Below are 20,666 nucleotides of genomic sequence, written 5' to 3'. Positions count from 1 at the left end.
ACCGCCCCAAGGGCGGTTTTTGTTGTTCAGTCGGATCAGGCAGGGTAGTCGCGCTGGGTGTGGCCCAGGTACAGCTGACGTGGACGACCGATTTTGTTCGGGCTGCTGTGGAACTCGTTCCAGTGAGAGATCCAGCCGATAGTACGGGACAGCGCGAAGATTACGGTAAACATGTTGGTAGGAATACCGATGGCCTTCAGGATGATACCGGAATAGAAGTCTACGTTTGGATACAGTTTACGCTCAACGAAGTATTCGTCTTCCAGTGCGATCTGCTCCAGGCGCTTGGCGATCTTCAGCAGTGGATCATCATCAATGCCCAGTTCGTGCAGTACTTCGTCACAGGTCTGTTTCATAACCTTGGCGCGAGGGTCAAAGTTACGGTAGACGCGGTGACCAAAGCCCATCAGACGGAAAGAGTCGTTAGGATCTTTTGCTTTGGCAACGAACTCTTCAATGCGAGACTCATCGCCGATCTCTTCCAGCATGGTCAGAACTGCTTCGTTAGCGCCGCCGTGAGCAGGACCCCACAGGGCTGCGATACCGGAAGCGATACAGGCGAACGGGTTGGCACCGGAAGAGCCAGCCAGACGCACAGTAGAGGTGGAAGCGTTCTGTTCGTGGTCAGCGTGCAGGACAAAAATACGGTCCATTGCGCGTTCCAGGATTGGGTTCACGTGATACTCTTCGCACGGCGTACCAAACATCATGTACAGGAAGTTACCGGCATAACTCAGATCGTTACGCGGGTACATGAATGGCTGTCCGCTGGAGTATTTGAAACACATCGCAGCCAAGGTTGGCATTTTGGCTACCAGGCGGTAGGCGCAAACGTTGCGGTGGTGTTCGTTGTCGATATCCAAAGAGTCGTGGTAGAAAGCGGACAGGGCGCCTACTACACCACACAGGATAGCCATTGGGTGTGCATCACGACGGAAGCCATTAAAGAAGTGGCTCAGTTGCTCATGCACCATGGTGTGGTTGCTGATGGTGTTTACAAAAGCCTTTTTCTGCTCTGCATCAGGCAGTTCGCCGTTCAGCAGCAGGTAACAGACTTCCATATAGTCGGACTTTTCAGCCAGCTGGTCGATCGGGTAACCGCGATGAAGCAAAATGCCTTTGGCACCGTCGATATAAGTAATGCTGGAGTCGCAAGCCGCGGTGGAAACAAAACCCGGATCGTATGTAAACAGACCCTTACCGGTCAGGGGGCGAACATCGATCACATCAGGACCGGCTGTGCCAGAATATACGGGAAGTTCAATTACTCCCTCAAGGCCGTCGACCGTCAGTCGTGCTATCTTCTCAGCCATTAATCGGCTCCTATCATTTGTTTTAATGCGTTTATGACTTCTTTGAGTCATATCTAAGAGTCTTGGCCCGGTAATTGGACCCACCCAATATAGGGTGTGAAAATCGTTTGTCAATCAGACGTATGTCCGTTCCATATTACTGCATCGCAACAATATGTAACAAGTTGCTAAACCAGCGGAATACACATTTAGTTCTAATTCATTAGAGATGTGAGTTTAGCACTGAGGTTGTGTGACTAACGCACTAGACAATAGACGTAGGCTGCCCGGGGTCGCGTTGTATTGTGACAGTTAAATGCTTATACTCTCACGCCGAAGTTCAGTCTGGGCATGGGTTTAGTTGAATTTGTGCCACAAATTGGACTTTGAGAGCGAGGTACTTATCTTCTCGAACACTTCCGAGCAACCGAGCCCTGCAAAGGGGCCGCAAAGTGTGAACAAGAGCCGTGAACAAGAAAAGACCTGTAAATTTAGATCTTCGAACTATCAAACAGCCGCTACCGGCGATCACTTCCATTCTGCACCGCGCAACAGGCGTGGCCCTGTTTTTTGGAGCTGTTTTTGCCCTGTATGCACTGGGTTTGTCACTGGAATCTGAAGAAGGTTTCAATGCTGCCGTTGATATGTTTGAAAATGGCTTCTTTGCGAAGCTGATTGCGTGGGGAATGGTATCGGCACTGCTGTATCACTTCTTCGCGGGTATCAAACACCTGGTGATGGACTTTGGCCACTGTGAAGAGCTGGAAAGCGGCCGCGCTGCTGCCAAAGTAACCTTGGGCCTGGCTGCAGTAGCAGTCCTGATTTCGGGAGTATGGATATGGTAACCAGTATCACAAGTTTCGGCCGAAGCGGACTGTATGACTGGATGATCCAGCGTGTAACTGCTGTTGTACTGGCGGTATACACCGTTTTCATGATCGGTTATCTGGGCTTTGGCGCTGAGCTGACCTATGAAGCATGGACGGGCCTGTTTGAAGGCACTGCCATGCGTATTTTCACCCTGCTGGCACTGCTGTCATTTGCAGCACACGTCTGGATCGGCATGTGGTCTGTGTCTACTGACTACATCAAACCTACCGTTTTGCGGTTTGTTTTCCAGTCTGCTACTGGCCTGCTGACGTTTATCTACGTCATCTGGGGCATTATGATTCTGTGGGGTGTATAAGAGATGTCTAAACTGCGTACGCTTTCTTTCGACGCGATTGTTGTCGGTGGTGGCGGTGCTGGTATGCGCGCCGCGCTGCAGCTGGCACAGAGCGGTCTGAACACTGCTTGTGTCACCAAAGTATTTCCAACCCGTTCGCACACGGTATCTGCCCAGGGCGGTATTACCTGTGCGATCGCTAGTGCTGATCCAAACGATGACTGGCGCTGGCACATGTACGATACCGTTAAAGGTTCCGATTACATCGGTGACCAGGACGCTATCGAGTACATGTGTTCTGTAGGTCCTCAGGCGGTATTTGAGCTGGACCACATGGGTCTGCCGTTCTCCCGTACTGAACAGGGCCGTATCTACCAGCGTCCGTTCGGTGGTCAGTCCAAAAATTTCGGTGAAGGCGGTCAGGCTGCCCGTACCTGTGCTGCGGCTGACCGTACCGGTCACGCACTGCTGCACACGCTGTATCAGGCCAATATGAAAGCCGGTACTACCTTCCTGAACGAATGGTATGCCGTTGACTTGGTTAAAAATGATGACGGTGACGTTGTAGGCTGTATCGCAATCTGTATCGAAACAGGCGAAACCGTTTACATCAAAGCCAAAGCAACTGTTCTGGCAACCGGTGGTGCAGGCCGTATTTACGCCTCTACGACTAACGCGCTGATCAATACCGGTGACGGTATGGGTATGGCAATGCGTGCCGGCGTTCCTGCTCAGGATATGGAAATGTGGCAGTTCCACCCAACCGGTATCGCCGGCGCGGGTGTACTGGTCACAGAAGGCTGCCGTGGTGAAGGTGGTTACCTGGTCAACAAAGACGGCGAGCGCTTCATGGAGCGTTATGCTCCTAACGCTAAAGACCTTGCAGGTCGTGACGTTGTAGCCCGTTCCATGATTCTTGAAATCCTGGAAGGCCGTGGCTGTGGCGAAGAGGGCGATCACGTATTCCTGAAGCTGGACCATCTGGGTGAAGAAGTACTGCACTCACGTCTGCCAGGCATCTGTGAACTGTCTAAAACCTTCGCGGCAACTGACCCTGTTAAGGCGCCGATTCCGGTTGTGCCAACCTGTCATTATCAGATGGGTGGTGTTGCCACTAACATCGGTGGTCAGGCAATCGGTCAGGACGCTGACGGTAACGATTACATCATCAACGGTCTGTTTGCCTGTGGTGAAGTTGCTTGTGTATCCGTACACGGTGCTAACCGTCTGGGTGGTAACTCTCTGCTTGACCTGGTGGTATTTGGTCGTGCAGCAGGTATCCAGATTGAGCAGCAGATGCGTGAAGGTTATGCCGTTAAAGACGCGACCGATGCAAACATCGATGCTGCAATGGCACGTCTGAACCGTCTGAACAACTCTACCGGTGGCGAAAGCGTTGCTGAAGTCCGTAAAGAACTTCAGAACTGCATGCAGCTGTACTTCGGTGTATTCCGTGACGGCGAAAGCATGCAGAAAGGTCTTGAGCTGCTGAAAGGCATTCGTGAAAAAATCAGCAACCTGCATCTGGAAGACAAGAGCCTGGCATTTAATACGGCCCGTATTGAAGCACTGGAACTTGAAAACCTGATGGAGGTCGCTGAAGCAACTGCTATTGCGGCTGAAGTACGTAAAGAATCCCGTGGTGCTCACGCCCGTAACGACTTCACTGAACGTGATGACGAAAACTGGCTGTGCCACTCTCTGTACTTCCCAACCGAGAAACGTATCGGTAAACGTGCGGTGAACTTTGCTCCTAAGACCATGGAGCCGTTCCCACCGAAAATCCGTACTTACTAAGGAGTTGCAATCATGTTGGTGAGTGTTTATCGCTACAACCCAGAGACTGACGATGCTCCTTACATGCAGGATATCCATATCGATATTCCTGGTGGCAAGGACATCATGGTGCTGGATCTGCTCCAGCTGCTGAAGGACAAAGATCCTTCCCTGACGTACCGTCGTTCATGCCGTGAAGGCGTATGCGGTTCTGACGGTATGAACATGAACGGTACCAACGGTCTGGCGTGTATCACCCCGCTGTCTGCGGTGGTTGAAAACGACAAGATCGTGTTGCGTCCACTGCCTGGTCTGCCGGTTATCCGTGACCTGGTTGTCGACATGACCCAGTTCTACACGCAGTATGAGAAGATCAAGCCTTACCTGATCAACAACACGCCAGCGCCAGCCATCGAGCGTCTGCAGTCTCCGGAAGACCGCGCAGAACTGGATGGTCTGTACGAGTGTATTCTCTGTGCGTGCTGTTCAACTGCATGTCCGTCTTTCTGGTGGAACCCGGACAAGTTCATCGGCCCATCCGGTTTGCTGCAGGCATACCGCTTCCTGGCCGACAGCCGCGACACGGCAACCCGTGAGCGTCTGGCTGATCTGGACGATCCATTCAGCGTCTTCCGTTGCCACGGCATCATGAACTGCGTCAACGTTTGCCCTAAAGGTCTTAACCCGACCAAGGCAATCGGCAAAATTCGCAACATGCTGCTGTCCCAGGCGACCTGATGACAGACGAAGCGGTGCCCTCGGGCGCCGCTTTTTTTTGGCCATACCCATGCGGGCGGGAACAATCTACAACGACGTAGATTTTTTTCCCAATATTCACACAAAGAATTATTTAACCCGCACAACCAAACGTTTTAAGATAGCAGCCCCAAACTGTACTTAGTGTCAGTTTGGTTAATACCAAAGGTTAACTCCAAGAGGGGGGCGATAGGGTGAACCCCTTAGTCGCCACAAACTCCCAGAGCCAGGGTGATCAAAGAATGCAAGAAGGCATCATGGATCTCATGTGGAAGAACGCACACCTTTACGGTGGCAACCTTTCATATGTAGAAGCACTGTACGAAACCTACCTCATGGACCCTAACGCTGTTCCACAAGAGTGGCGTGAAGAGTTCGATCAGCTCCCCAAAGTGGGTGACAACCTGACACAGGATGTTCCGCACTCCACCATTCGGGAGCATTTCCTTTACCTATCTAAAAACCAGAAACGCGCCCTGCCGGTTGCCGTGAGCTCTGTCAGCTCCGAGCACGAGAAGAAGCAGGTTCGTGTACTGCGGATGATTAACGCATACCGTGTGCGTGGTCACCAGGTAGCTACCATCGACCCATTGGGTCTGATGCAACGTGAAGATGTGCCAGACCTTGATCTGCGCTTCCACGAGCTGTCTGAAGCCGATTACGACACCGTATTCCAGCTGGGTTCTCTGTTCTTTGGTCCAGAAGAAGCGCCGCTGAAGCAGATCGTTGACGATCTGAAGAAAACCTACTGCACCACTGTGGGTGCAGAGTACATGCACATTGTGGATACGCAGGAAAAACGCTGGATTCAGTCCCGACTGGAACCTGTTCGTGCGCATCCTGATACCCCGGTTGAGAAAAAGCTCAACATCCTTGAGCGCCTGACCGCAGCAGAAGGTCTGGAAAAATACCTGGGTTCACGTTATGCCGGCGCCAAGCGTTTCGGCCTTGAAGGCGGTGAATCAATGATCGTCTGTCTGCACACTCTGGTGCAGCGTGCCGGTCGTCATGGTGCCAAAGAGCTGGTTATCGGCATGGCGCACCGTGGTCGTCTGAATACTCTGGTAAATATCTTCGGTAAAAACCCAGCGGACCTGTTCAGCGAGTTTGAAGGTAAAAAACTGGTTGAGACCTCCGGTGACGTGAAATATCACCAGGGCTTCTCGTCCAACGTTGAAACGGCCGGGGGTGAAGTGCACATTGCAATGGCCTTCAACCCGTCTCACCTTGAGATCGTTGCGCCGGTGGTTGAGGGTTCTGTACGTGCCCGTCAGGACCGTCGTGGTGACTGCGTGGGTGATACCGTTGTGCCAATCAACATTCACGGTGATGCAGCGTTTGCTGGTCAGGGTGTGGTCATGGAAACCTTCCAGATGTCCCAGACCCGCGCTTACAAAACCGGCGGTACTATTCATCTTGTGATCAACAACCAGGTCGGTTTCACGACTTCCAAACAGGAAGATGCCCGCTCCAGCGAGTATGCGACCGATGTGGCCAAGATGGTTCAGGCGCCGATCTTCCATGTGAACGGTGATGATCCGGAAGCGGTACGTTTTGTCAGCCAGGTGGCGCTGGACTACCGTAATGAATTCAAAAAAGACGTGGTGATCGATCTGGTCTGCTACCGTCGTCGTGGCCATAACGAAGCGGATGAACCGTCCGGTACTCAGCCACTGATGTACGCGCAGATCAAAAAGCAGAAATCCACCCGCGAACTGTACGCTCAGCGTCTGATCGACGAGGGTGTGATTACCGCTGAACAGAGTGTGGCGATGGAGAAAGACTACCGTCAGGCACTGGAAAACGGTCAGCATGTTGCCAAGTCTCTGATTCATGAGCCTAACTCTGAATTGTTTGTAGACTGGAAACCGTATCTGGGTCACGAATGGTCGTTTGACTGTGACTCCGGTGTCGATATCAAACTGCTGCAGGAACTGGGTGCCAAACTGGCTGAAGTACCTGAAGGCTTTATTGTTCAGCGTCAGGTTCAGAAAATTCTGGACGACCGCAAGCGCATGGCTGCTGGCGGTATGGAGCTGAACTGGGGCATGGCTGAATCTCTGGCTTACGCCTCCATTCTGGCACAGGGCCACCCAATCCGTCTGACCGGTCAGGATGTAGGTCGTGGTACCTTCTCTCACCGTCATGCAGTCCTGCATAACCAGAAAGATGCCTCTGTTTACGTCGCACTGCAGAACCTGTCGGCTGACCAGCCACCGATGACCATTCATGACTCTTACCTGTCTGAAGAAGCGGTGTTGGCGTTTGAATACGGTTATTCCACCACCACGCCAAACGCGCTGGTGATCTGGGAAGCTCAGTTTGGTGACTTTGCTAACGGTGCTCAGGTGGTGATCGACCAGTTCATCACCAGTGGTGAGCACAAGTGGCAGCGTCTGTGTGGTCTGACTATGCTGTTGCCACACGGTTTTGAAGGTCAGGGTCCGGAGCACTCTTCTGCGCGTCTGGAACGCTACCTGCAGCTGTGTGCTGAGCACAACATTCAGGTTTGTACGCCGACTACGCCGGCCCAGATTTTCCATCTGTTGCGTCGTCAGGTGATCCGTCCGCTGCGTAAGCCGCTGATTGTTATGTCACCGAAGAGTCTGCTGCGTCACAAACAGGCGGTCTCTACGCTGGACGAACTGGCCCAGGGTGGCTTCCAGCCGGTGATTGGTGAAGTAGATAACCTGGATCCGAAGAAAGTAAAACGTGTAGTGCTGTGTGGCGGTAAGGTCTACTACGATCTGTACAACCGTCGTGCAGAGCTGGAAAAAGAAGATGTTGCCATTGTTCGTATTGAGCAGCTGTATCCGTTCCCTGAAGCGATTCTTGGCGAGAAGATCAAACAGTACACCAATCTGGAGTCTGTGGTCTGGTGTCAGGAAGAGCCAATGAACCAGGGTGCCTGGTACTGCTCGCAGCACCATATGCGTAATACGCTGCGCGAGCTTGGCCTTAATCTGAATCTGGAAGGCGTAGGCCGTCCGGCTTCTGCCGCCCCTGCGGTCGGATATATCTCCGTCCACGTGGAGCAGCAGGAAGCACTTGTAAATGAAGCACTCAACGGTTGATCAGGCGATTAACCGCACATTTTAATAATCGCCTGACGGTGAAAATACGATAAGGAAAAAACATGTCCATCGAAATCAAAGCGCCGACTTTTCCCGAATCCGTAGCAGACGGTACGATCGCAACATGGCACAAACAGCCGGGTGAAGCTTGTTCAGCCGATGAACTGATTGTTGATATCGAAACCGATAAAGTGGTTTTGGAAGTGGTTGCACCGGAAGACGGTGTTCTTTCAGAAGTGCTGAAGGGTGAGGGCGATACAGTCCTCAGCGATGAAGTTATTGCGGTATTCACAGCGGGTGCTGCAGGTTCTGCCGCTGCTCCAGCTGCCGCTGCACCGGCTGCTGAAGCAGACGCTGGCGATGCAGATAAGGTTGGCCCTGCTGCACGCAAGCTGATCGAAGAAAACAATCTGGATGCGTCCAAGATTCCTGGTACCGGCAAAAACGGTGGCATCACTAAGGAAGACGTACAGAACTTCCTGAAAGCGGGTGCGGCTGCGCCTGCACCTGTTGCTGCTCCAGCACCAGCACCTGCGGCTGCACCAGCCGCTGCTGCTCCAGCGGTTGCGCTGAATGTACCTGCCGGTGAGCGTGTAGAAAAACGCGTTCCAATGACCCGTCTGCGTGCCACCATTGCACGTCGTCTGGTTGAAGCGCAGCAGAATGCAGCGATGTTGACGACCTATAACGAAGTCAACATGAAGCCTGTTATGGAGATGCGCAAACAGTACAAAGACCTGTTTGAAAAAGTTCACGGCGGTACCCGTCTGGGCTTCATGTCCTTCTTCGTAAAAGCGGCGACTGAAGCACTGAAACGTTTCCCTGCTGTAAACGCGTCTATCGACGGTAACGACATGGTGTATCACGGTTATCAGGATATCGGTGTAGCCGTGTCTACTGAGCGCGGCCTGATGGTACCTGTACTGCGTGACACTGACAGCATGAGCCTGGCTGATGTTGAAGCGACCATCGCTGACTTCGGTAAGCGTGGCCGTGACGGCAAGCTGGGTATGGAAGATATGCAGGGCGGTACCTTTACCATCACCAACGGTGGTGTGTTCGGTTCCCTGATGTCTACGCCAATCCTGAACCCGCCACAGACGGCTATTTTGGGTATGCACAAAATCCAGGATCGCCCAATGGCTGTAAATGGCCAGGTTGAGATTCTGCCAATGATGTATCTGGCACTGTCTTACGATCACCGCATGATTGACGGTAAAGATGCGGTGCAGTTCCTGGTGGCAATTAAGGATCTTCTGGAAGATCCGGCACGGATGTTGCTGGAAGTTTAATTCCAGTTACAACAAGTACAGAGTGGAAGATAGGATAAAAAATGTCTGATAAATTCGACGTAATTGTGATCGGTGCCGGACCTGGTGGATATGTTGCAGCTATTCGTGCAGCTCAGCTGGGCCTGAAAGCGGCGTGTGTAGAGAAGTGGATCGATGATAAAGGTGCCGCTGTATTGGGCGGTACCTGCCTGAACGTGGGCTGTATCCCGTCTAAAGCGCTGCTGGAATCTACCCACCAGTTCGAGAAAACTCAGCACGCTGATGCCCACGGTATCATGACCGCTGAAGTCACCATGGACGTTAAGAAAATGGTGGCACGCAAGAACACTATCGTTAAGAACCTGACCGGTGGTATCGCCGGTCTGTTCAAAGCGAATGGCGTCACTCTGTTGCAGGGTGCGGGCAAACTGCTCGCTGGCAAGCAGGTTGAAGTCACTGCGGCTGACGGTTCTTCAACTGTTTATGCTGCAGATAACGTGATTCTTGCGTCCGGTTCTGTGCCAGTGGAAATTCCACCGGCGCCGCTGACCGAAGGTCTGATTCTGGACAACGCAGGTGCACTGGATATCGATGAAACCCCGAAACGTCTGGGCGTAATCGGTGCCGGTGTTATCGGTCTGGAGATGGGTTCTGTCTGGGCGCGTCTGGGCTCAGAAGTCATCGTGCTTGAAGCCATGGATACTTTCCTGGCTGCGGCTGATGTTGAAGTGGCTAAAGAAGCGGCCAAGCTGTTCAAAAAACAGAATCTGGATATCCGCCTGAATGCACGTTGCACCGGCACAGAAATCATTGACGGTAAAGAAGTGAAGGTGAAATTCACCGACGCTGAAGGCGACAAAGAGATCGTAGTCGACAAACTGATCGTTGCGGTTGGCCGTAAGCCTCAGACCCAGGGTCTGCTGGCCAGCGATTCCGGTGTAAATATGGATGAGCGTGGTTTCATCTATGTTGATGACCAGTGCCGTACCGGTGTGCCAGGCGTCTACGCGATTGGTGACTCCGTACGTGGCCCGATGCTGGCGCACAAAGCGTCTGAAGAAGGTATCATGGTCGCCGATCTGATCGCAGGTCACCACGTTCAGGTGAACTACGACACCGTTCCAAACATTATCTACACACACCCTGAACTCGCGTGGGTAGGTAAGACCGAGCAGCAGCTCAAAGCAGAAGGTGCCAAAATCAAAACCGGTAAATTCCCGTTTGCAGCGTCTGGCCGTGCCATGGCTGCCAACGATACTGACGGTTTTGTTAAGGTCATCGCCTGTGAAGAGACTGACCGTATCCTCGGTATCCATATGGTCGGCGGTATCGCGTCCGAGCTGATCGCTCAGGCTGTTATCGCTATGGAGTTCTGCTCAAGTGCAGAAGACCTGCAGCTGACTATGTTCGCTCACCCAACCGTAAGTGAAGCGGTACACGAAGCTGCCCTGGCCGTTGATGGCCACGCCATTCACATGGCAAACCGCAAAAAGCGCTGAGCACGCGGTGAATAAATAATAAGTCGGGATCAACGGCGGTCCCGGCCTTCTCAGCGGATCGTTGTTGAAACCCAACAGGGTATCGGGGCTGATCGTTCCGGTACTGAAAATTATCAAGACAACACAACGGATTAGAGCATGAACCTTCATGAGTACCAGGGTAAACAACTGTTTGCCGAATATGGTCTGCCTGTATCCAAAGGATACGCAGTAGATACCCCAGAAGCAGCTGCTGAAGCTGCAACTAAAATTGGCGGTAACAAGTGGGTTGTTAAGACTCAGGTGCACGCCGGTGGCCGTGGTAAAGCGGGCGGTGTAAAGCTGGTTGACTCTCCAGCTGAAGCACAGGAATTTGCTGCCAAGTGGCTGGGCAAAAACCTTGTAACTTATCAGACTGACGCTAACGGTCAGCCTGTTTCCAAAATTCTGGTTGAAGATTGCACCGATATCGCCAACGAGCTGTATCTGGGTGCGGTTGTAGACCGTTCTTCTCGCCGTATCGTTTTCATGGCCTCTACTGAAGGTGGTGTTGAGATCGAGAAAGTTGCTGAAGAAACTCCAGAAAAAATTCTGAAAGCGACCATCGATCCTCTGACCGGCGCACAGCCATATCAGGGCCGCGAACTGGCATTCAAACTGGGCCTGAAGGGCGACCAGATCAAGCAGTTCGTCAACATCTTCCTGGGTCTGGCTAAAATGTTCCAGGAAAAAGACCTGGCGCTGCTGGAAATCAACCCGCTGGTTATCACCACTGAAGGCAACCTGCACTGCCTGGACGCTAAAGTAGCGATCGACGGCAACGCGGTTTACCGTCACAAAGACCTGCAGGCAATGGAAGATCCATCTCAGGAAGACGCTCGTGAAGCGCGCGCGGCTGAGTGGGATCTGAACTACGTAGCACTGGACGGCAGCATCGGCTGCATGGTGAACGGTGCGGGTCTGGCCATGGGTACCATGGACATCGTTTCTCTGCACGGTGGTTTCCCTGCAAACTTCCTGGACGTAGGCGGCGGCGCGACTAAAGAGCGTGTAACCGAAGCGTTCAAAATCATCCTGGAAGACAGCAAAGTTAAGGCCGTACTGGTTAACATCTTTGGTGGTATCGTACGCTGCGACCTGATTGCCGAAGGTATCATCGGCGCTGTTAAAGAAGTGGGTGTAAACGTACCTGTAGTTGTACGTCTGGAAGGTAACAATGCTGAGCTGGGTTCTCAGCTGCTGTCTGAGTCTGGTCTGGACATCATTGCAGCAACGAGTTTGACTGACGCTGCTGTTCAGGCAGTGAAAGCAGCGGAGGGTAAATAATCATGTCCGTACTGATTAACAAAGACACCAAAGTAATCTGTCAGGGTTTCACTGGTGGTCAGGGTACCTTCCACTCTGAACAGGCAATTGCCTACGGTACTAAAATGGTCGGCGGTGTTACCCCGGGCAAAGGCGGTACTGAGCACCTGGGTCTGCCAGTATTCAACACTGTTGCAGAAGCGGTAGAAGCAACTGGCGCTGAAGCGTCTGTTATCTACGTACCAGCACCATTCTGTAAAGATTCCATTCTGGAAGCGGCTAACAGCGGTATCAAACTGATCGTTTGTATCACTGAGCACATCCCTGTAATGGACATGCTGGAATGTAAAGTGAAGTGTGACGAGCTGGGCGTACGCCTGATCGGTCCTAACTGCCCAGGCGTTATCACTCCGGGCGAGTGCAAGATCGGTATCATGCCAGGTCACATCCACCTGCCAGGTAAAGTGGGCATCGTATCCCGCTCCGGTACTCTGACTTATGAAGCAGTTAAGCAGACTACTGACGCTGGCTTCGGTCAGTCTACCTGTGTTGGTATCGGTGGTGACCCGATCCCAGGTTCTAACTTCATCGATATTCTGGAAATGTTCCAGAACGACCCACAGACCGAAGCGATTGTAATGATCGGTGAGATCGGTGGTTCTGCAGAAGAAGAAGCTGCTGCTTACATCAAAGCAAACGTGACTAAGCCTGTTGTGTCTTACATCGCTGGTGTTACCGCACCTGCTGGTAAGCGTATGGGCCACGCCGGTGCGATCATCTCCGGTGGTAAAGGTACTGCAGACGAGAAATTTGCCGCTCTGGAAGACGCCGGTGTTAAAACCGTACGTTCTCTGGCGCAGATTGGCGATGCACTGCGTGAAGTAACCGGCTGGTAAGCCAGCGCGTTATTTCGCTTTAAAAAAACCCGGGTGGAAACACTCGGGTTTTTTGTTTCTGCCTTGTTTAAATCCTCAACCTTTTTTCAGCGTCTACGTAATGCTGGAATAAACCTACGTCATAGGCCAGTATCAACTAATAAACCACCGTGCCGGATAGGTTGAGCGATCACACTAGAGGAGAAGGCTTATGGATATAGCAGTACATTTCTTTGCCGGGGTGTTCCTGTGTAACTGCATACCGCATCTGGTATCCGGTTTGCTGGGACAGCCGTTTCCTACCGTATTTTCCTGCCCGCCGGGCATCGGTAACTCCTCACCCGCCGTGAATATTATCTGGGGCAGCATCAATGTAGTGCTGGGCGGCGGATTACTGCTGTATCTGCCCTTTGAGTTTGGGGTAAACACTGCGACTGCCACCTTAGCTGTTGGAGCGTTTATCACTGGGCTGATTCTGTCGGTTCATTTCGATAAAGTGCGCCGGGGTGGCTACAAGGGACAAAACGAACGCTGTTAAAGGTATCTGCATCCAAGGTGAGAGGCTGCACCCTAATGCCTGAACTGATTTTGCACAGTACGTTGACCTGTCCTCATTGCGGGCATCAGGAAAAAGAGCTGATGCCGACGACGTTTTGCCAGTTCTTCTATGAATGCAAAGCCTGTCATCAGCTCATTAGGCCGCTGCAGGGTGATTGCTGTGTTTTCTGTTCCTATGGTGATGTGAAGTGCCCACCCATTCAGTTGGGGCAGGGGTGCTGTGACAAGGACGATTAACCTGTGTGCAATGCGTCATTGTGTATATGGCAGTGGTTTTCCGGTGTCTGCCCTGAGAGGGTTTGATGGACAGTCCTTGTACTGCAATTCATTGAAAAAACTGCGTAATATTCAGAATTGGTATGACACTGGTCGTTCAGGACAGGGTCTGCATGGGTGATACAGAGTGTAGCGCAGTTGCAGCATTTTACGTGTCAGGAAGGCTGAATGAAGTTCCTCTTTGAAGACTATCTGCTTGATACCACGGCCGCTGAGCTGACCTGTGCAGGGGAGCGGGTGACGCTTGAGCCTAAGGTGTATGACCTGCTGGTGCTGCTGCTTGAAGAACGTGAACGCATTGTCTCTAAAGATGAGATTGTAGAGCGGCTCTGGCAGGGGCGTTTCACCTCGGATACCGCCATTACTACCTGCGTCAAAATGCTGCGCAAGGCATTGGGCGATGATGGGCATCAGCAACGCTTTATCCGCACCCAGCGGGGGCGGGGTTTACGGTTTATTGCTGAGGTTTCACAGGCCGAGACGCAACCTGCACTCACACAACCTGTTGTCGAGAGTGGCCGGATTATCCTGGATTCACAACAGCCTGCCGCGTTGCTTGATCCCGTGGCACGTCAGGGCAAACCGTCAATTATCGTTTTGCCCTTTAAAACCGCCTCAGATAATGAAAACCAGATTATCTCCGAGGCGATTGCCCATGACCTGATTCAGGGATTGTCGCGGCTACGCTGGATACGGGTGATTGCCCGTGGCACCGCGTTTCAGTTCACGATGGATAATCCCAATCTGGCCGAGATCGGCAACAAACTCCATGTCCGTTATGCGTTGTGTGGATCAACGGATGTACTCGGCGGTAAACGCATTATTCTGGTGGAGTTGTCCGATTGTGAATCCGGCGATGTGATCTGGGCGGAACGGTTTGAGACCCCGCTGGCAGACGTGCATGAAACCCGTGAAGCGATTCTGACCCGGGTGATTTCATCGCTGGAGATGTATATCCCGCTGCATGAAGCCAGCCTGGCCTCGATTACCGTGTCCGACAATCTGGATGCCTGGGCCAATTACCATCTGGGCCTGCGGCATATGTTCCGTTTCAACAAGGATGATAACGGGCGCGCTGCGCACTATTTCAATCAGGCGATTCAGCAGGACCCGCATTTTGCCAGAGCCTATGCCGGGCTGTCGTTCACACGCTTTCAGGATGCATTTTTACGTTACGACGCTGATATTGCGACCGCCACACTCGACGCCCGTCGTCTGGCCGAAAAGGGGGTTGAGCTGGATTCGCTGGACCCCTTTACCAACTACAACATGGGGCGGGTGCACTGGCTTGAGGCTGATCCGGCCGGTGGCTTTAGCTGGCTGACCCGCTCGGTTGAGCTGAGTCCCAATTATGCACAGGGTTACTACTCCTGCGCATTTGCTGAGTTGATGCAGGGCCATGCCAGCCCGGCAATCGACTATTCCCATCAGGCATCACACCTCAGTCCACTCGACCCACTACTGTACGCAGTGTACGCATCACGCGCATTGGCTTACCTGCAGAACAATGATCTTGCCAATGCGGTGATCTGGTCTGAAAAGGCGGCCCGGACACCGGGGGCGCATTACCTTATTCAAATGATTGCGGCGTCGATCCATGCCCTTACGGAGCAGCCTGATCAGGCGAAACACTGGCGGCAACAGGCGCTGATTCGCACCAATACCGTCGACCTTAATCACTTCTTTGTTGCGTTCCCTTTTGTAGATCAGGGATTTCGTGCGCTGTTGCTGACAGGCCTGAAGAAAGCGGGTTTTTAAACCCCATAAAACAACTCACCCGGCCGAGTGCTGATACATTCGGCCGGGTGTCGTGTCTCTGACTCAGATTGCAGTTTTGGTAATGACAATCTGAAGATAGGTAGAAGGCAGTTTCATGGTGCCATCGGTGGCGACATTATGGCTATTGATCAGCTCAAGGATGTCCGCTGCCAGCAATGCCTGTTCCGCTTCAGGCAGTGCGCCAAAGGCTTTATGTGTTGGGCCGTAGTAAGTGCGGAACACATCCAGCCAATGCTCTGGCGACAGGTAGCGGAAACAGAATTCACGTTGCTCAATCTCAATCGCGTCTGCCCCATGGCCAAAATGGGTATGGATAAAGGCTTCAGTACCCCAGAGTGCGGGTGAACTCAGTCCGGCAGGCGGGGTGACATATTTACCAATCAGTTTAAACAACTGACCAATAAAACCGTCTGGCGTCCAGTTGGCCAGACCGATCTTGCCGCCAGCCCGACAGACACGCAGCATCTCGCTGGCAGACTGGGCCTGGTTGGGGGTGAACATCACGCCAAAGGTCGACATTACGTTATCAAACTGGCCATCCATAAAGGGCAGGTTTTCAGCGTCGGCCACCTGATACTGGATCGGGAATCCATCGGCCTGCGCGCGTTCTGCACTCTGATCCAGCAACTCACGTACATAGTCAGTTGAGGTCACATTGCAGTGGCGGCGTGCAGCGGCCAGTGTGGCATTACCGTTGCCGGCGGCAACATCCAGCACGGTTGCGCCACTGCGCAGGTCCATGGCTTCACACAACAACTCGCCACTGAGCTGCAGGGTTGAGCCAACCTTGGCGTAATTGCCGGATGCCCAGGTCAGTTGTTGTTTTTTCTTGATGGCGTCGAAATCAGGGGTGGTGTCTGGCAAAACAGCGGCTAAAGATGTCATGGTCAATCCTCCTTTTAATCCCAGCTTTTGGTACGGTGCGTTAGCTTACGTTGACAAGATTAGGGGATTCGAAAAGGGCATGCTTGAGGGGTAAATGGGGATTATGTGGGGAATGTATGGACCTGTATGGGGAACAGGGTTATATCAGTAGACGGGACTCTCTGAATGAAAGCCGCTAGTCTTAGAACCAGTGTTGGTCAGAATTGAAACTGCGCAGCTATAAGGACATCTTATGAAAAAAATCACGCTTGCCCTGTTGGGTGTTTCGCATCTGGTGGTCGGTTTTATCGGTTTTGCTGCCGGGATTTACCTGTTGCCGATTCTGATTGCCCCCACAGGCCCAAGCCAGGCAGAAATTGCCAGTGTCTCGGCAGAGGCGCAGTACAAGGGGGTATTCAGCCGTGAGCGCAAAGACAGCGATGCTCTGCACTGGGGCGAAGGCACCGTATCACTCTCAAATCAGCAGGTAGTGCTCGATGGCAGACTGGCACCGGGGCCGGATTACCGACTTTATCTATCACCGACGTTTGTCGAAACCGAAGTGGATTTTAACCGCCTGAAAGGCTCCATGGTGCAGGTCGGGCATGTGCGTACCTTTGAGAACTTCAGCGTAATGGTACCACCCGAAGTGCAGGTGTCAGACTTTACCACCGTGATTGTCTGGTGCGAGCGGTTTGGACAGTTTATTACCTCTGCTAAATACCGCTGAGAGGATGATTATCCGCGTTTGAACCAAACCATGAGCACACGACTTATGTGTAGTGATCAAATCAGGTCATTAATCTCTGTTACAAGTTATCTAATGGGCTTCTGGTTCCGGCAAAGTGTTGTCCGATTACATGGGTGTAAATCTGCGTGGTACGTACATCGCTGTGCCCAAGCAGCTCCTGTACCGTTCTTATATCTCGCCCAGCTTCAAGCAACTGGGTCGCGAATGAATGGCGAAATGTGTGACAACTGACGCGCTTATGGTGAAGGTTTGTTTTTGCCAAAGCCACTTTCAACGCTTTTCTGGGCACGGAATCATGTAAATGGTGCCGACATAACTCGCCTGAAATCGGGTGCTTACAGAGGCCGCTTGAAGGGAACAGAAACATCCATGCGGGCTGTCGGAAAGCATTGGGATATTTTTTACCGAGAGCATTTGGGAGTGAGGGGCCGTAACCCTGTTGGTTGTCCTCCGCCTGAATCACCAGGGCTTGTTGTATCTGATTTTTTAAAGGTTCATGTAAGCGTTGGCCTAATACAGTTTTTCTATCTTTGTTACCTTTGCCATTCCTTACTGTAATAGAACCATCCGTTAAACCTATATCCTGAATACGAAGCCGTAGACATTCGGTAATTCGCAGACCGCTGCCATATAACAGTGAAAATATCAGCTGGTTACGTTCATCAAGTTGAGCCAGTATCAACCCAACTTCGGCAGGTGTAAGGACAACAGGCAAGCGTCGATATTGTCGGGCATGTTGAAAATCCAGGTCACCGAGTTCAATGTGCAGCACCTTTTGATAAAGGAAAGCCAAAGCATTCAGTGCCGTTTTTTGCGTGTTAACTGCAACGTTTTGCTCATTTGCCAGCCACGTGAGAAAGGCACGGACTTCCACTGAACCCATTTGTGCCGGATGGGTTAGACGATGGAAATAGATATATCGTTTGATCCATTGCAGATACGTTTTTTCGGTACGCATACTATATCCGCGTAACCGAAGTTCCTGCCGTATATGATTCAGAAAAGGACTTTTTCCCATGTCCGCACCTCCTGTGCATAAAACGTTTCTTATATATGTATAAATATACAGTATATTTTGAAAAGTCCAGTTCACAGGCGCAAATTGCTGCAGACATGTGCTTATTTTCCACTGGAAACAGCGCTTGAAATGGTTCAGTATCAAGACATTAGGGATTTTGGGTTGTGAGATACTGCGCACAGCCCTGCACACAAACGCGCATGCTCGTTTTCAACGGAGGAGAATGACTGTGATATCTGATTTATCCAATCAATACAGTGATTTATATCTCAACTCAGATTGTCTCTCTGAGCAAAAACGCGCATGCGCAGTATTAAAATGTTAGCTTGAAACTATGACTGACGAAAGAATAGAACCCTCACCCGCATTTTTTGAAGCCTTCGGTCGCGCAATGTTCCGTGCGCAGGCGCTGGAAGACATCTTAATCACATGTTTCGCCGCGCTACACGTACCAGAAAAGGAGTCTCAGGAAACGATCAAGAAACTCATGGATGCAAAGTATAAACAGACTCTAGGTCGTATCATTAATGACTTTGGCAGAAAGGCGAATATCCCGGAATCTCTGCGAGAGATAATGCTAACTGCCTTGGATGCAAGAAACTGGTTGGCACATAGATTCTTTCGCGAATTCGGACTGGCTGGACTAAGTGAAGATTTGGAGTCAATCGCAGTACATAAACTAAAAGAGTGCGACGAGCTGTTTGATGCACTAGCGGCAGAATGTTTTTACCTAGCAATGGATATTCACATCCAAAACGGTGAAACGGAGCAAGAAATACGAAAAGGAATGTTAAAAGCCCAGGCCTTTGGCGTGGAGCAGTTATTGAATAAGTACAAAAGCTAACAAGTGGCTCCATTTGACGCCGCGAAGCGGCGCAAATGAGCCAAGCGTTATATGCTTGAACAATGATGCTCGTATCAAACGTACAGTTGACATTGTATTTCCCCTTAATCAAAATTATGGGATGCATACAAATCCTACGAAACAGACAGCTCGAATTATCATCATTCCATAGGAATGGTGGGATTGTTGATGCGTCACTAATTTATCAAACCCACCCAAGAGGCGGGTTTTCTATTTCTGCCTCTGGGTAATAGTCCTTGGAGGAACTAGAATGAAAAAAGTAGCAGTCTTCGGTAAGCCAGCTAATGGGAAATCCACTTTAAGCAAAAGACTTGCATCAGCTACTGGAATAAAATTGTATGCTTTGGATTCAATTTTATATGAACAGAATGGCCAAGAGATAGATAGGGAAAGCTATGAAGAGGCTCACGAGAATATTCTCTCCTCCGAAGAGTGGATTATTGAAGGCTTTGGGCCAATAAATTCATTGAATTCTTTCCATAGGCGCTTAGAAGAAGCCGACACTCTTATCTACATAGAGTTGCCCTACTTGGTCACCTATTGGTTAGTGACCAAGCGGCTCATTAAAGGGTTAGTTAAAAAACCAGAAGGCTGGCCTGATGGGAGTTCTGTATTAAAGGGGACACTTAATAGCTACAAGGTATTAAAGCTTTGCCCTAAATTTTGGAACAAGGAGTTCTTGCAAAAGCTAGAAAAGCTATCTGCAAACAAGACACTGTATGTCATTCGGTCGATTTCTGAGTTAAATAGCTTTGTTGAGAAGAATGTACAATAAATCGCATATAACAAGGCTATAAACCCGACCCAAAACGCGTCGCGTCATTTGTGTTACGCTTCGCTTATAACACAAATGCCACGCCACATTTTGGGCGGGTTATAGCAACGTTACATGCTATGAAAGTATCCGAGCTTCAAGATGTATTTTTAGGTGAGTTAAAAGAGCTACTTCCAGAGTGGAAGTTTGTGAAGAGAGAGCGTCACTTTAAACTTAAGCGTGATGAAGTTGTGTGGTTTTTCCATATTTCATGCATCAATCACGAATCAGATTTCGATGCTGTTGGTAACGTGGCGGTTGAATATCTTTCTGGCAAAGAGCGGGTGTGTATTATAGGTGCCGAACTTGGCAATATTGAGGGCTCTGGCCAAACAAGATTTTCAGTTTCCTCATCAGATGAGGCAATTAGCTCGGCGAAAGGCCTATATGACTTTTTCGTTGAAGTTGGCCAACCTTTTTTACATAAATTCAGTAACGCCAATGAAGTTATTTCAACTCTTAAATGCGGCGGTAAAGAAGCAATGCTCATCAGCCCATTTACAGATCAGCATGAAGTACAAATTAATCGTCTGTGTCAAGAATATGGCATCGGCATGTAACAAGGCGCTGCTGTCGGACAAGTTTTCCGCTGCGCTCCAAACTTGCCGCAGAGCGCGGCGTTATGGGCCCGAGTTACCCACGAAGAGTAGACACCTTCTATAGTTAGGTTTACGCCTGACGGGGAGGTGTAAGATGTCCAGGAAAAAGTATCAACACTATACCGAGGAATTCCGACGCGAAGCGGTCAA

General features: G+C 51.1%; 19 protein-coding genes. 16 read left to right on the top strand and 3 right to left on the bottom strand.

Going from position 1 to position 20,666, the window contains the following annotated elements; all coding sequences use genetic code 11:
- Nucleotides 1-35: 35 nt before the first annotated feature.
- A complete protein-coding gene (gene gltA, locus P2G53_RS11880) occupies nucleotides 36-1,313 on the bottom strand; it encodes a citrate synthase (protein WP_275817495.1) in 1,278 nt (425 codons plus the stop codon).
- 446 nt (nucleotides 1,314-1,759) lie between these two features.
- Here gltA and sdhC point away from each other — a divergent pair, with 446 nt between their 5' ends.
- From sdhC to P2G53_RS11820, 12 genes are all read left to right on the top strand, one after another.
- Nucleotides 1,760-2,137: a succinate dehydrogenase, cytochrome b556 subunit gene (sdhC, locus tag P2G53_RS11875; protein ID WP_275817493.1), complete on the top strand. Its 378-nt coding sequence runs from the start codon at nucleotides 1,760-1,762 to the stop codon at nucleotides 2,135-2,137.
- On the top strand, nucleotides 2,131-2,478 hold the full coding sequence (gene sdhD / locus P2G53_RS11870) for a succinate dehydrogenase, hydrophobic membrane anchor protein (RefSeq protein ID WP_275817491.1): 348 nt from the start codon (nucleotides 2,131-2,133) through the stop codon (nucleotides 2,476-2,478). The genes sdhC and sdhD overlap by 7 nt, the downstream gene beginning before the upstream one ends.
- Nucleotides 2,479-2,481: 3 nt before the next feature.
- Entirely contained in the window at nucleotides 2,482-4,254 is a 1,773-nt protein-coding gene (gene sdhA, locus P2G53_RS11865) for a succinate dehydrogenase flavoprotein subunit (RefSeq protein ID WP_275817489.1), read from the top strand.
- 12 nt (nucleotides 4,255-4,266) lie between these two features.
- A complete protein-coding gene (locus P2G53_RS11860) occupies nucleotides 4,267-4,971 on the top strand; it encodes a succinate dehydrogenase iron-sulfur subunit (RefSeq protein ID WP_275817487.1) in 705 nt (234 codons plus the stop codon).
- A 260-nt stretch (nucleotides 4,972-5,231) separates the two neighbouring features.
- Complete coding sequence (locus tag P2G53_RS11855) at nucleotides 5,232-8,063, top strand: 2-oxoglutarate dehydrogenase E1 component (RefSeq protein ID WP_275817485.1); 2,832 nt, start codon at nucleotides 5,232-5,234, stop codon at nucleotides 8,061-8,063.
- Between the two features lie 62 nt (nucleotides 8,064-8,125).
- A complete protein-coding gene (gene odhB, locus P2G53_RS11850) occupies nucleotides 8,126-9,355 on the top strand; it encodes a 2-oxoglutarate dehydrogenase complex dihydrolipoyllysine-residue succinyltransferase (RefSeq protein ID WP_275817483.1) in 1,230 nt (409 codons plus the stop codon).
- A gap of 41 nt (nucleotides 9,356-9,396) precedes the next feature.
- On the top strand, nucleotides 9,397-10,833 hold the full coding sequence (gene lpdA, locus P2G53_RS11845; RefSeq protein ID WP_275817481.1) for a dihydrolipoyl dehydrogenase: 1,437 nt from the start codon (nucleotides 9,397-9,399) through the stop codon (nucleotides 10,831-10,833).
- 138 nt (nucleotides 10,834-10,971) lie between these two features.
- Nucleotides 10,972-12,138, top strand: a complete 1,167-nt coding sequence (gene sucC / locus P2G53_RS11840; protein WP_275817479.1) for an ADP-forming succinate--CoA ligase subunit beta — start codon at nucleotides 10,972-10,974, stop codon at nucleotides 12,136-12,138.
- 2 nt (nucleotides 12,139-12,140) lie between these two features.
- Entirely contained in the window at nucleotides 12,141-13,013 is an 873-nt protein-coding gene (gene sucD / locus P2G53_RS11835; RefSeq protein WP_275817477.1) for a succinate--CoA ligase subunit alpha, read from the top strand.
- A gap of 190 nt (nucleotides 13,014-13,203) precedes the next feature.
- Complete coding sequence (locus P2G53_RS11830; RefSeq protein ID WP_275817475.1) at nucleotides 13,204-13,530, top strand: hypothetical protein; 327 nt, start codon at nucleotides 13,204-13,206, stop codon at nucleotides 13,528-13,530.
- Between the two features lie 35 nt (nucleotides 13,531-13,565).
- Nucleotides 13,566-13,787, top strand: a complete 222-nt coding sequence (locus tag P2G53_RS11825; protein WP_275817473.1) for a GDCCVxC domain-containing (seleno)protein — start codon at nucleotides 13,566-13,568, stop codon at nucleotides 13,785-13,787.
- 207 nt (nucleotides 13,788-13,994) lie between these two features.
- A complete protein-coding gene (locus P2G53_RS11820) occupies nucleotides 13,995-15,584 on the top strand; it encodes a winged helix-turn-helix domain-containing protein (protein WP_275817471.1) in 1,590 nt (529 codons plus the stop codon).
- Between the two features lie 63 nt (nucleotides 15,585-15,647).
- Here the strand turns inward: P2G53_RS11820 and P2G53_RS11815 are convergent, their stop codons facing one another.
- A complete protein-coding gene (locus tag P2G53_RS11815; protein WP_275817469.1) occupies nucleotides 15,648-16,490 on the bottom strand; it encodes a class I SAM-dependent methyltransferase in 843 nt (280 codons plus the stop codon).
- 232 nt (nucleotides 16,491-16,722) lie between these two features.
- On the opposite strand from P2G53_RS11815, the gene P2G53_RS11810 reads away from it, so the two are divergent.
- Nucleotides 16,723-17,199, top strand: coding sequence for a DM13 domain-containing protein (locus tag P2G53_RS11810; protein ID WP_275817467.1), 477 nt, complete (start codon nucleotides 16,723-16,725; stop codon nucleotides 17,197-17,199).
- A 79-nt stretch (nucleotides 17,200-17,278) separates the two neighbouring features.
- Here P2G53_RS11810 and P2G53_RS11805 read toward each other — a convergent pair whose 3' ends face one another.
- Entirely contained in the window at nucleotides 17,279-18,238 is a 960-nt protein-coding gene (locus P2G53_RS11805; protein WP_275817465.1) for an integron integrase, read from the bottom strand.
- Between the two features lie 334 nt (nucleotides 18,239-18,572).
- On the opposite strand from P2G53_RS11805, the gene P2G53_RS11800 reads away from it, so the two are divergent.
- The 3 genes from P2G53_RS11800 to P2G53_RS11790 all read left to right on the top strand — a co-directional run bounded on the left by P2G53_RS11800 (nucleotide 18,573) and on the right by P2G53_RS11790 (nucleotide 20,477).
- Entirely contained in the window at nucleotides 18,573-19,082 is a 510-nt protein-coding gene (locus P2G53_RS11800) for a hypothetical protein (protein ID WP_275817463.1), read from the top strand.
- 271 nt (nucleotides 19,083-19,353) lie between these two features.
- Nucleotides 19,354-19,878: an adenylate kinase gene (locus P2G53_RS11795; RefSeq protein ID WP_213480187.1), complete on the top strand. Its 525-nt coding sequence runs from the start codon at nucleotides 19,354-19,356 to the stop codon at nucleotides 19,876-19,878.
- Between the two features lie 119 nt (nucleotides 19,879-19,997).
- Nucleotides 19,998-20,477: a hypothetical protein gene (locus tag P2G53_RS11790; RefSeq protein WP_275817459.1), complete on the top strand. Its 480-nt coding sequence runs from the start codon at nucleotides 19,998-20,000 to the stop codon at nucleotides 20,475-20,477.
- Nucleotides 20,478-20,666 lie beyond the last annotated feature (189 nt).

Origin of the sequence: Neptuniibacter sp. CAU 1671, assembly GCF_029222905.1 — a bacterium.
Lineage (GTDB): Bacteria > Pseudomonadota > Gammaproteobacteria > Pseudomonadales > Balneatricaceae > Neptuniibacter.
The sequence above is the reverse complement of the archived record's forward strand: the minus strand, read 5'-3'. Positions and strand labels throughout refer to the sequence as shown.